The sequence below is a fragment of the Streptomyces sp. PL-25 genome (genome assembly GCF_058344915.1).
This window is the reverse complement of record NZ_CP136997.1, coordinates 2,347,123-2,359,843: the sequence shown is the minus strand read 5'-3', so window position 1 is coordinate 2,359,843 and position 12,721 is coordinate 2,347,123. Positions and strand designations below refer to the sequence as shown.

7 protein-coding genes are annotated in these 12,721 nt (G+C 73.5%); all 7 read left to right on the top strand.

Annotation, left to right across the window (positions count from 1 at the left end):
* The first annotated feature begins 37 nt into the window (after window positions 1-37).
* The 7 genes from R4Z62_RS10490 (at window position 38) to R4Z62_RS10460 (ending at window position 12,719) form a co-directional block, all read left to right on the top strand.
* On the top strand, window positions 38-1,885 hold the full coding sequence (locus R4Z62_RS10490) for a transglycosylase family protein (RefSeq protein ID WP_491519652.1): 1,848 nt from the start codon (window positions 38-40) through the stop codon (window positions 1,883-1,885).
* A gap of 61 nt (window positions 1,886-1,946) precedes the next feature.
* The gene (locus R4Z62_RS10485) at window positions 1,947-2,912 is read left to right on the top strand and encodes an endonuclease/exonuclease/phosphatase family protein (RefSeq protein WP_491519651.1); all 966 of its coding nucleotides are present in this window, start codon (window positions 1,947-1,949) and stop codon (window positions 2,910-2,912) included.
* A gap of 205 nt (window positions 2,913-3,117) precedes the next feature.
* The gene (locus R4Z62_RS10480) at window positions 3,118-3,903 is read left to right on the top strand and encodes a TIGR03936 family radical SAM-associated protein (protein WP_355475612.1); all 786 of its coding nucleotides are present in this window, start codon (window positions 3,118-3,120) and stop codon (window positions 3,901-3,903) included.
* A gap of 277 nt (window positions 3,904-4,180) precedes the next feature.
* Window positions 4,181-8,437, top strand: coding sequence for an Rne/Rng family ribonuclease (locus R4Z62_RS10475; RefSeq protein ID WP_491519650.1), 4,257 nt, complete (start codon window positions 4,181-4,183; stop codon window positions 8,435-8,437).
* A 409-nt stretch (window positions 8,438-8,846) separates the two neighbouring features.
* Entirely contained in the window at window positions 8,847-9,962 is a 1,116-nt protein-coding gene (locus R4Z62_RS10470; RefSeq protein ID WP_491519649.1) for a DegT/DnrJ/EryC1/StrS family aminotransferase, read from the top strand.
* Between the two features lie 44 nt (window positions 9,963-10,006).
* The gene (locus R4Z62_RS10465) at window positions 10,007-10,981 is read left to right on the top strand and encodes a Gfo/Idh/MocA family protein (RefSeq protein ID WP_064537408.1); all 975 of its coding nucleotides are present in this window, start codon (window positions 10,007-10,009) and stop codon (window positions 10,979-10,981) included.
* On the top strand, window positions 10,974-12,719 hold the full coding sequence (locus R4Z62_RS10460) for a glycosyltransferase family 2 protein (RefSeq protein ID WP_389597991.1): 1,746 nt from the start codon (window positions 10,974-10,976) through the stop codon (window positions 12,717-12,719). The genes R4Z62_RS10465 and R4Z62_RS10460 overlap by 8 nt, the downstream gene beginning before the upstream one ends.
* The last annotated feature ends 2 nt before the right edge of the window (window positions 12,720-12,721 follow it).

The following is a 12,721-nucleotide window of genomic DNA, read 5'->3' as shown; positions in this document are numbered from 1 at the left end:
ATCCCTCCCGCACATCCGACCCTTGTGAGGAATCCCGATGCCGTCCCGATCCGTACGCCCGCACGCGGCCCTGGCCGCCCTGACCGCCGTGGCCGCCCTGGCGGGCGGCACCGTCCTGGCCTTCCCCGGCCCCGCACGAGCCGCCTCGGTCAGCACCTGGGACAAGGTCGCCGACTGTGAGTCCAGCGGCGACTGGAGCGCCAACACCGGCAACGGCTATTACGGCGGAATCCAGTTCAGCCCGCAGACCTGGGCGGCCTACGGCGGCACCGCCTACGCCCCCCGGGCGGACCTGGCCACCAAGAAGGAACAGATACTCATCGGCGAGAAGGTCCTCGCCGACCAGGGCGAGGGTGCCTGGCCGAAGTGCGGCCTCAAGTACCACCTCGGCTCCGACCACGCCGACCCCTACCCCTCGCCGACCCCGCCCGTCTCCCGGGTCACCGCACCGGCGGGAGGATCGGTCCTCACCGGCTCCGTCCGGCTGACCGCCTCCGTCACCGACACGGTCGGCACCCCGACCCGGGCGTCCTTCTACGTCGACGGCGTCCTGGTCGGCACCGCCACCGGGTCCGGCCCGTCCTACGCGGTGACGCTGGACACCGCCGTACTGCCCGACGGGCCCCACGCGCTCACCGTCGCCGCCGTGAACGACGCCGGACAGACCGGCCCCCGCTCCGGCGCCACCAGCTTCTTCGTCGCGAACCGGGCCACCGCCTCCCAGACCACCGGCGACTTCGACGGCGACGGCAAGGCCGACATCGCCGTCCTCTACAACAACGGTCAGCAGAGTGACGGCACCAACCGCACCAGCCTGTGGACCCTGACCAGCAACGGGACGGGCTTCGGCAAGCCGGTGAAGGCGTGGGACAACGTCGACGCGGGCAGCGGCAGCTGGAACTGGGACCGCTCGCGGGTGACCACGGGCGACTTCGACGGCGACGGCAAGGACGACATCGCCGTCCTCTACAACAACGGTCAGCAGAGCGACGGCGGCAACCGCACCAGCCTGTGGACGTTCACGAGCACGGGCAGCGGGTTCGGGAAGCCGGTGAAGAAGTGGGACAACGTCGACGCGGGCAGCGGGAGCTGGAACTGGGACCGTTCCAAGGTCACCTCGGGTGACTTCAACGGTGACGGCAGGACGGACGTCGGTGTGCTGTACAACAACGGCGAGCAGAGCGACGGCGGCAACCGCACCAGCCTGTGGACGTTCACGAGCACGGGCAGCGGGTTCGGGAAGCCGGTGAAGAAGTGGGACAACGTCGACGCGGGCAGCGGGAGCTGGAACTGGGACCGTTCGAAGGTGACGGCGGGTGACTTCACCGGGGACGGCAAGGCGGATGTCGCGGTGCTGTACGACAACGGTGAGCAGAGCGACGGCAGCAACCGGACCACGCTGTGGACGCTGACCAGCACGGGCGGCGGGTTCAACGCTCCGCTGCGCAAGTGGGACAACACCGAGTCGGAGGTGAAGAGCTGGAACTGGGACCGTTCCAAGCTGACCTCCGGTGACTACACCGGCGACGGCAAGGCCGACATCGGCGTCTTCTACGACAACGGGCAGGCGGCCGACGGGAGCAACAGATCCGCCTGGTGGACCTTCGCCAGCACCGGCGCCGGCTTCAGCGACCCGCTGCGCAAGTGGGACTCCGGCTCGGACAGCTGGAGCGCCGGCTCCGCCAAGCTCACCACGGGCGACTTCGACGGCGACGGCAGGGCGGATGTCGCGGTGCTCTACAACTACGGACAGCACACGGACGGCACCAACCGCACCGGCCTGTGGAAACTCTCCAGCACCGGACCCGCGTTCAAGCCACCGGTCCTCTCCTGGGACAGCGACGACACGGGCAGCTGGAACTGGTACCGCAGCGACCTCGCCTGACCGCTCCCGGTCACGGCCCGTCAGGACCGACGACCCCGCCCCACACAAGGATGATCACACCATGAGACCCCTCGCCCTCCTGCGCCGCCTGCTGGCGCCCGCGGCAACGGCGGCCCTGCTGCTCGGCACGGCCCTGCAAGGAACCGCCGCACATGCCGACACCCCGTCCACGGACTGGCCCGCGCCGCGCTTCGTCAGCTACAACGTCTGCGGCGCCGCCGCCGGCTGTCCCACCAAACCCGGCAACGACACGGCCGGGAAGAACGCCTGGCGCGACCAGATCGTCCACGCCGTGGACTACTGGGACGCCGACGTGGTCATGCTCCAGGAGGTCTGCTACGGCCAGTACGCCCTGCTGAGGGACGGCCTGGCCGACCGCTCCGGCACCCCCTACACCGCCGTGTGGGGCGCCACCCTCAGCGGTATCGGCAACTGCACCCAGTGGGGCAGCGACCAGCGCTTCGGCCTCGCCATGCTGGTCAAGGGCAGCGCCGCGGCGGTCGCCAACCGGACCATGACGATGCTCTACAACGACCCGGCCGTGGCCGACGAGCAGCGGGGCCTGCTCTGCGTCGACGCACAGGTGCGGGGCCGTACCGTCCGCGCCTGCGACACCCACCTCGACTGGCGCGGGAAGACCCCGGAGGAGCAGACGCACCAGATCTACCAGAAGCTGGAACCGGCCACCCGCACCATGCCCGTCGTCCTCGGCGGCGACTTCAACATGACGCCCACCGCCGCACCCCTGCGCTGGCTGTACGACAGCGACCAGGGCACCGGCCCCTTCCGCGAGGTCGACGACACCGACAAGGACCACTTCGCCGCCCGCTGCGCCGGGCAGAGCACCTGCCGCACGGGGGAGAACACCGTGGACGGCCAGTGCGAGGACACCACCGACGCCAAGAAGATCGACTACATCTTCGTGAGCGACCGGCACTTCCGCGACGAGCACGGTGACGCGGCCGGCTGCTCCAGCCCCCCGCTCTCCGACCACCACCTGCTGCGGGGCGCCGCCGCCTGGTCCTGAGCCCTGACCACCGGCACCGCCACCCGCGAAGCGCCCCCGGCACGCCGCCGGGGGCGCTTCGCGCCGTCCTGGACCGGGAGGAGCCGCCACGGCCCGGGACACGTACCCTGGGAGACGTACGCTCGGAAGCGGCAGAGCCGCTCTCACGAAGGACTGAACGAAACTGGGCAAGCGACAGCCCGAAGGCCCGCCGCCCGCACCCACGGTGCAGCGCATCCGACTGCGCTACACCAAGCGTGGCCGCCTCCGGTTCACCAGCCACCGTGACTTCCAGCGCGCCTTCGAGCGCGCGCTGCGCCGCGCCGAGGTGCCGATGGCGTACTCGGCCGGGTTCACTCCGCACCCCAGAGTGTCCTACGCCAACGCCGCGCCCACCGGCACGGCCAGTGAGGCGGAGTACCTGGAGATCGCGCTCACCGCGCCCCGTGACCCGGAGCGGCTGCGCGGTCTCCTCGACGAGTCGATGCCCACCGGCCTCGACATCGTCGACGCGGTCGAGGCCCGTACCCCGGGACTCGCCGACCGGCTGACGGCCTCCGTCTGGGAACTGCGCCTGGACGGCGTGGACCCGGCCGAGGCGGACCGGGCGGTCGCGGCCTTCGACGGCGCCGAGACCGTCGAGGTGCAGCGCCAGACCAAGAACGGCGTCCGCACGTTCGACGCCCGCTCCGCGGTGGTGCGGCTGGCCCGGGTGGAAACGCCAGGTGCGGCGGCCGATAGGCCGAGCGACCGGCCCTGTGCGATACTGCGGCTGGTTGTTCGGCACGTGACGCCTGCCGTACGACCCGACGACGTCCTGTCCGGTCTCCGCGCCGTGGCCGACCTGGCGCCGCCGGTCCCCGCAGCGGTGACCAGGCTGGCGCAGGGGCTGCTCGATGAAGAGACCGGCACGGTGACCGACCCGCTCGCGCCCGACCGCGAGGCAGACCCGGCCGCCCCGGCCGCTTCAGAAGGGGCCGCCGAAGCCGCCGCCGCGAAGGTGCCTGCTTAGGGAAGGTTCCGTAGGGACGGACGTCGAAAGCGCCGCCCTCGTACTCGGGAGCCACCTGGGTCGGGCAGCGCACCGACCACAAGACTTTCGCCAGGCCGTACGCGACAAGGTGTACGGAACCGGCGAGACAGGACACAGAGAGCTCCCGTGCGGCGCCCGCGCCCCGGACGGCGGCCATCGCGCAACCGCGAGGCCGCGGACGTCAGCGGTGTCCGATCGATGCGATCGGACACCGGACCAGCGCGGCGCCCGGGGGCCTGACGGGAGATTCGCCCGCATGCTCGAACCGACCGAGCCCACCCAGGGTTCCGAAGAACTGAACACCCCCAGCGACACGCTGCCGCCGCGCCGCCGGCGCCGCGCCGCGTCGCGTCCGGCGGGGCCGCCCGGTGCCGCCGAGGCACCGGCCGAGGTCACCGCTCCGGCCGTATCGCCTGCGTCCGCCGAGGACGTCGAGGCCGCCGGGACTCCGGCCGCCGAGGAGCCCGCCGCTCCCGCGCGCCGCACCCGCCGTCGGGCCTCCGCGCCCACCGGGACACCGAAGACCACCGAGGCCCCGGCCGCCGAGACCGTCGTCCCGGCGACCGCCGCCGAGGAGACCCAGGCGGTGGACGAGACGTCCGCCGGGACCGTCGAGAGCGGCGAGGCCGCCGCTCCGCGCCGTACCCGCCGCCGCGCCACGCGCAGCGTGTCCGCGCCCACCGGTGCCGCCGACGAGGCCGCCGAGAGCGGTGCCGTGAGCGGTACGGAGGAGCCGGCCGCGCCCGCGGAGGCCGCCGCCGAGACCGCCGCGCCCGTCCGCCGGGCCCGCCGCCGCGCGTCCGCCGCCGCCGGTGCGCCGCAGCCCGCCGAGACCGCCGCGCCGGCCGAGGAGCCCGCCGCCGTCGAGGCCGCCGAGGAGCCCGCCGCGCCGCGTGCCCGTCGACGTGCCACGCGCAAGGTGTCGGCGCCCGCTGCCGAGGCCGCCGTGGAGACGGCGGCCGAGGCGCCGGTCGCCGAGGAGTCCGCTCCCGCCGCAGAGGTCGCTGAAGAGCCCGCCGCGCCGCGTGCCCGTCGCCGTGCCACGCGCAAGGTGTCGGCGCCCGCCGCCGAGGCCGCCGTGGAGACGGCCGAGGCCCCGGCCGCGGAGGAGTCCGCTCCCGCCGCGGAGGTTGCCGAGGAGCCCGCCGCGCCGCGTGCCCGCCGCCGGGCCACCCGCAAGGGCGCGGCGTCCGCCGCCGAGGTGAGCGAGCCCGCCGCCGCGGCTCCCGCCGCCGAGTCCGCGTCCGCCGCCGAGGAGTCCGCGCCGCGTCGCGGCCGCCGCCGGGTGGAGCGGCGCGCCGCGACCGGGTTCTCCGAGCCCGCCGCGCGCTCCGGCGCCGGGGACGACGCGCCGAGCAAGCCCGCGCGGCCCGCCGTCGCCGTCTTCCAGCCGCCGGTCTTCGCCGAGCCGAAGTTCCAGTTCCAGACCCCGCAGCGGGCCGCCGCCGAGGCGGCCGCCGAGGCCGCGCACGACGAGGAGCCCGACGGGACCGAGACCCCCGTGGCGGAGCCGGCCGCGCGGACCGAGCCGGCCGAGCAGCCCGGGGCGCGGCGCCGCCGCCGTCGCCGGGGCGCCGCCGACGAGGAGCCCGAGGCCCGTACCGCCGAGGACGCCGTCGAGGCGCCCGCCGAGCCCGCCGACGACGAGGCGGAGTCCGCCAAGGGCGCCGAGTCTGCCGAGTCCGCCGAGTCCGCCGAGGAAGCGGATCTCACGGACGGCGACGACGGCGACGACGGTGAGGAGTCCGGTTCCCGCCGGCGCCGCCGCCGCGGTGGCCGCCGCCGGCGCCGCGGCGAGGCCGCCGAGCACGGTGACGAGGAGCCGGAGGAGAGCGGTGAGCTCGCCGCCGCGCAGGCCGCGCAGGACGCCGAGGACACCGCCGAGCAGGTCGAGGAGGACGCCGAGGACGCGTCCGAGGAGAGCGACGAGGGCGAGGAGCACGCGGGCGGCGGCAACAGCAGCAGCCGCCGCCGTCGCCGCAGGCGTCGCCGGGCCGGGGACGGCGCCCAGGACGGCGAGCCGTCCGCCGACGACCCCGAGCGCACCGTCGTCAAGGTCCGCGAGCCGCGCGGCAAGAAGGACGAGCGGCCCGGCGGCGGCAGCGACGAGGTCCAGTCCATCAAGGGCTCGACCCGCCTGGAGGCGAAGAAGCAGCGCCGCCGCGAGGGCCGCGAGCAGGGCCGGCGCCGCGTCCCGATCATCACCGAGGCCGAGTTCCTGGCCCGCCGCGAGGCCGTCGAGCGCGTGATGGTGGTCCGGCAGAACGGCGACCGCACGCAGATCGGCGTCCTCGAGGACGATGTGCTCGTCGAGCACTACGTCAACAAGGAGCAGGCCGTCTCGTACGTCGGCAACGTCTACCTCGGCAAGGTGCAGAACGTCCTGCCGTCGATGGAGGCCGCCTTCATCGACATCGGCAAGGGCCGCAACGCCGTGCTGTACGCGGGCGAGGTCAACTTCGAGGCGCTCGGCATGGGCAACGGGCCGCGCCGCATCGAGTCCGCCCTGAAGTCCGGGCAGTCCGTCCTCGTCCAGGTCACCAAGGACCCGATCGGACACAAGGGCGCCCGTCTGACCAGCCAGGTCTCCCTGCCGGGCCGCTACCTCGTGTACGTCCCCGAGGGCTCGATGACCGGCATCAGCCGCAAGCTGCCCGACACCGAGCGGGCCCGGCTGAAGACCATCCTCAAGAAGATCGTCCCCGACGACGCGGGCGTCATCGTGCGCACCGCCGCCGAGGGCGCGAGCGAGGAGGAGCTGCGCCGCGACGTCGAGCGGCTCCAGGGGCAGTGGGAGGACATCCGCAAGAAGGCGAAGAACGGCAACTCCAGCGCGCCGACCCTGCTGTACGGCGAGCCGGACATGACCGTCCGCGTGGTGCGCGACATCTTCAACGAGGACTTCTCCAAGGTCGTCGTCAGCGGTGACGAGGCGTGGGAGACCATCCACGGCTATGTCGCGCACGTCGCCCCGGACCTCGCCCCGCGCCTGTCGCGCTGGACGAGCGAGGTCGACGTCTTCGCCACGTACCGGATCGACGAGCAGCTCGCCAAGGCGCTGGACCGCAAGGTCTGGCTGCCCAGCGGCGGTTCGCTGGTGATCGACCGGACCGAGGCGATGGTCGTCGTCGACGTCAACACCGGCAAGTTCACCGGCCAGGGCGGCAACCTGGAGGAGACGGTCACCAGGAACAACCTGGAGGCGGCCGAGGAGATCGTGCGCCAGCTCAGGCTGCGCGACCTCGGCGGCATCATCGTGATCGACTTCATCGACATGGTCCTGGAGTCCAACCGCGACCTGGTGCTGCGCCGCCTGCTGGAGTGCCTGGGCCGCGACCGCACCAAGCACCAGGTGGCCGAGGTGACCTCGCTGGGCCTGGTGCAGATGACCCGCAAGCGGGTGGGCCAGGGCCTGCTGGAGTCCTTCTCCGAGACCTGCGTCCACTGCAACGGCCGCGGTGTCATCGTGCACATGGAGCAGCCCACGGCCGTCGGGGGCGGCGGCAAGCGCCGCAAGCGCGCCCGCGCCGGTGCCGAGCAGCCGCACGAGCACGAGCACGAGACCGCGGCGGTCCAGGCCGCCGTGCCCACCGCCGAGGAGGAGGCGGAGGCCGAGGCCGACGTCGTCGTCGAGGCGCAGGCCGAGCCGGTCGAGGTGCCCGCGTTCGAGCTGTCCCCGGACGAGGAGCTGTACAGCTCCGTCGCCGAGGCGGAGGCCGCCGCGTCCCGTGGCCGCGGCCGGCGCCGGGCGAGCCGGCGGGCGTCCGCCCCGGCGGGCGCGCCGAAGGCGGCGGCGGACGGCGCGGCCCCGGCCGCTCCCGAGGTGCCGACCGCTCAGCAGGTGACCGCGGAGCAGGAGGCCGGGCGCCCGGTGCGTCCGGAGCCAGCCGAGGCGGCGCAGGCCGAGCCGGTGGCCGCCGAGGACCCGGTCGTCCCGGCCGCCGGGCCGGAGGCGCCGGTGGCCGAGGAGGCCGCGCCGAAGGGCCGTACCCGCCGCCGCGCGACCCGCAGGGCGTCGGCTCCGGCCGGTTCCCCGGCGGGAGCCGAGGCGGCCGTGGTGACGGTCGCGGAGACCGCGCCCGAGCCGCAGCCGGTCCCGGCCGAGGAGGCCGCCCCGGCGGTCGCTCCGGCCGAGGCCGAGGCGCCCGCGGAAGAGGCGGCTCCGGCCCGTCCGCGCCGCCGTGCGGTGCGCAAGGCCACCGCGCCGACCGCGTCCGAGGAGGCGGCCGTCGTGGTCGTCCCGTCGGGCCAGGCCGGTGCGGAGGAGCCCGCTGCGGCCGCCGAGTCCGAGGCGGCCGAGGAGGCTCCGGCCAAGAAGACGGTCCGCAAGGCCGCCAAGAAGGCCACGGCGAAGAAGGCCGCGACCAAGAAGACGGCGGCCAAGAAGACCGTGGCGAAGAAGGCGACGGCCAAGAAGGCGACGAAGACCGCCAAGACGGCCGGCGCCGCGAAGAAGTCGGCGGCGAAGAAGACCGCGGCGTCCCCGGCCTCCGCCGCGGCCGACGAGAGCTGATCCGTCCGCACCGGGAGGCGGGCCGTCCCCGGCCCGCCTCCCGCATCCGCCCGCCCGGTGATCGCACATGATCACTGGGCGTGGCGAACGGGACACAACACGGTCGTATCCGGTGTGTTCCCGGTCCGGCCCGTAGGAAAAGATCTTCTTTCCGGGCTGATAACGTGACCCCGGGCTCGGTGGCTGCTACGCGCGTCGGCCCGCAGCCGATGTGCAGCACCCGCGTCACGTCGTCCGCACAGCGGCTGCTCTCGCGAGGACACCTGCGGGGCAGGTCCGCTGCGAAAGCCGTTCGCCGCCCACCGGTCGGCGAGCGACCAGGGGCGCGGACGCGTGATTGGCACGCCGCCGCTTCCCGACCCTTGAACATGGTGCGCCGTCGAGGTCGCCGAATGAGGAGGGGGATGTCGTGAGCGACACCCATGAGTTGATACCGGCCGCCAAACCCGTCATCGGGGAGGACGAGATCGAGGCGGCGGTGCGCGTGCTGCGCAGCGGCCGGGTCGTCCAGGGCCCGGAGGTGGCCGCGTTCGAGGCGGAGTTCTCGGACCTGGTGGAGGGGCGGCACTGCGTCGCGGTCAACTCCGGCACCTCCGCGCTGCACCTCGCGCTGCTCGCCCTCGGGCTCGGCCCGGGGGACGAGGTGATCGTCCCGTCCTTCTCCTTCGCGGCCTCGGCCAACGCCGTGCGCCTGGTCGGCGCCGAAGTGGTCTTCGCCGACATCGAGGCGGACACCTTCTGCCTGGACCCCGCGGCCGTCGAGGCGGCCCTCACGCCGCGCACCGCCGCGATCATGCCGGTCCACCTGTACGGCCACCCCGCGGCGATGGACCGGATCATGGCCATCGCCGAGAAGCACGGCCTGGCCGTGGTCGAGGACGCCTGCCAGGCGCACGCGGCCGCGCTGCACGGCACGCCGGTCGGTGCCTTCGGCGCCGCGGGCACGTTCAGCTTCTACCCCACCAAGAACATGCACGCCCTCGAGGGCGGCCTGGTCAGCACCGCCGACGCGGAGCTGGCCCGCACCCTGCGCCTGCTGCGCAACCAGGGCATGGAGCAGCGCTACGCCAACGAGATCGTCGGCGCCAACATGCGCATGACCGACGTGGCCGCCGCGATCGGGCGGGTCCAGCGCGCCAAGCTGGACGGCTGGACCGAGCAGCGCATCGCCAACGCCTCCTACCTCACCGAGCACATCACCGCGCCGAACGTGGTCACGCCGAAGGTCGCCGAGGGCGCCCGGCACGTGTACCACCAGTACACCGTCCGGGTCCGGGGCGACCGGGACGCCGCGATGGCCCGCCTGACCGAGGCCGGCATCGGCAACGCCGTGTACTACCCGACGCCGATCCACCGGCTCAAGCCGTACTGGGAGCCGGACCAGAAGGCCGGCCGCACCTGGGACCTGCCGGAGACCGAGCGCGCCGCCGCCGAGGTCGTGTCGCTGCCCGTCCACCCGGCCCTGGCCCAGGCGGACCTGGAGCGCATCGTGTCCGCCGTGAACGCGCTGGGAGAGCAGCAGTGACCACCACCAAGGCCCTGCGGGCGGGACTCGTCGGACTGGGTTCGATGGGGCGCCACCACGCCCGCGTCCTGGCCGGCCTCGAAGGCGTCGAGTTCGTCGGCGCCGTCGACCCGATGGGCGACAAGCACGGCGCCGCGCACGGCGCGCCCGTGCTGAGCACCGTCCAGGAACTGATCGACCTGGGCGTCGACTACGCCGTCGTGGCGTGCCCCACCGGGCTGCACGAGGAGGTCGGCCTGGCGCTCGCCGAGGCCGGTGTCTGCGCGCTGGTGGAGAAGCCGGTCGCCGACACCGTGGCGGGGGCGCGGCGCCTGGTCGAGGCGTTCGAGTCGCGCGGCCTGGTGGCCGGAGTCGGCCACATCGAGCGGTGCAACCCGGCGCTGCGTTCGCTGCGGGCCCGTCTGGAGGCCGGTGAGCTGGGCGACGTCTACCAGGTCGTGACGCGGCGTCAGGGCCCCTTCCCGCACCGCATAGCCGATGTCGGCGTGGTCAAGGACCTGGCGACGCACGACATCGACCTCACCGGCTGGGTGACGGGCAGCCCGTACGTCTCCATCACCGCGCACACCGTCTCCAAGAGCGGCCGCGAGCACGAGGACATGGTCTCCGCGGTCGGCCGCCTCGAAGACGGCACCATGGTGAACCACCTGGTCAACTGGCTGAGCCCGCTCAAGGAGCGCTTCACCTCGGTCACCGGCGAGCGCGGCTGCTTCATCGCGGACACCCTCACCGCCGACCTGACGTTCCACTCCAACGCCGCGGTGACGACCGAGTGGGAGGCCCTCCAGGCCTTCCGCGGTGTCTCCGAGGGCGACATGATCCGGTACGCCATCCAGAAGCGCGAGCCGCTCCTCGTGGAGCACGAACTGTTCCGCGACGCGGTGCTCGGCAAGCCCGCGGACATCTGCACCCTGCGCCAGGGCATGCGGACGGTGGAGGTGGCGGCGGCGGTGCTGGAGTCGGCCACGCAGAACCGGAGCGTCTCCCTTCAGCCGGAGGACCTGGCATCCCATGCCTGAGAGAGCGGTGAGTGCCACACCCGACGTGAGTGTGGTCGTCGCCGTCTACAACACCATGCCCTACCTGACGGAGTGCCTGAACTCCCTGGTGGGGCAGAGCATCGGCCGCAAGCGGCTGGAGATCGTCGCGGTCGACGACGGCTCCACGGACGACAGCGGTCGTGAACTCGACCGCTTCGCCGCGCTCTACCCGGACACCGTCAAGGTGATCCACCAGGCCAACTCCGGCGGCCCGGCCGCACCCAGCAACCGGGCGCTGGAGGTGGCCACGGGCCGGTACGTGTACTTCATCGGCTCCGACGACCACCTCGGGGAGAAGGCGCTGGAGCGCATGGTGGCGTGCGCCGACAAGCACGGTTCGGACGTCGTCGTCGGCAAGATGGTCGGCACGAACGGCCGGTACGTCCACCAGGCCCTGTTCAAGAAGAGCGACCCGGACGTCAGCCTCTACGACTCGGCGCTGCCGTTCACGCTGGCCAACACCAAGCTGTTCCGGCGCGAGCTGGTCGAGCGGCACAAGCTGCGGTTCCCGGAAGACATGCCGGTGGGCAGCGACCAGCCGTTCACCATCGAGGCGTGCGTGCGCGCGCGCAGGATATCGGTGGTGGCCGACTACACCTGCTACTACGCGGTCAAGCGCGGGGACGCCAGCAACATCACCTACCGCGCCGACCATCTGGCCCGGCTGCGCTGCGCGGCGCAGATCATGGACTTCACGGCCGGTCTCATCGAGCCGGGGCCGCGGCTCGACGCCGTACTGCTGCGGCATTTCACCTGGGAGCTGTCCAAGCTCGTCCAGGACGACTTCCCCGCCCTCGACCGCCAGGTGCAGCGGGAGATCTGCGCGGGCATCGGACGGCTGGCCGACGCCTACTTCACCGACGGCATCCGGGACGCCCTGGACGTCAGGCGCCGGGTGCGGATCTGCCTGGCCCAGGCCGGCGCGGTCGACGCGCTGTGCGAGGCGATCACGTCCGAGACGACGGGCGAGGGCCCGTCGCTGCTCATGGAGGACGGACGCGTCCACGTCCGCTACCCGGGCTTCCGCGCCGCGTGGCCCGGACTGCCCGACCGCTGCTACGAGGTGTTCCAGGACAACGTCGCCGGGCAGCTCGCCCGGGGGACGGAACTGCTCGACAGCGCCTGGGAGCAGCACGGCGAGCGGATCACCTACCGGGCGTCCGTCCGGGTCCCGGTGACCGGTGACACCGGCGGTGCCGGGATCACGCTGCGCCTCACGCAGGGCGCCCTGCCCAAGTCGGCGGACAAGGCCGGCGGCAGGCCGCTGCCGGCCGGGGCCCGGCTCGCCGACCCGGTGGGGGAGATCACCCGCGAGCCCGCCGCCGACGGCCGCGGGACCGTGGTGGACGCCCGGATCCCGCTGGCGCGGCGCACCGCCAAGCTGGGGGTGCGGGTCTATCTGGACATCGCCGGTTCGACGTACGAGATCCCCGTGCCCGGCAAGGACAAGCCCATGCCGTTGGCCCGTCTGTGGGGCGGCAGCGACGCCCCCTACCGGGCGAGCGCCGTCGTGAACGGCAAGGGCCGTGTGGTGGTTTCCACCGCGCAGCTGTATCCGCCGCTGACCACCCGGGTGAGGACGGTACTGGCCTCCTCGCAGAAGCGCGTGCTGACCCCCCGGGTGCGGGCGGCCCTCGCCCGGCGTCTGAAGAGACTCCGGGCGGTCGGCCTCCGGCCGACCGGTGCCAAGAAGCCGAACGGTTCGAAAAGGAAGTAACG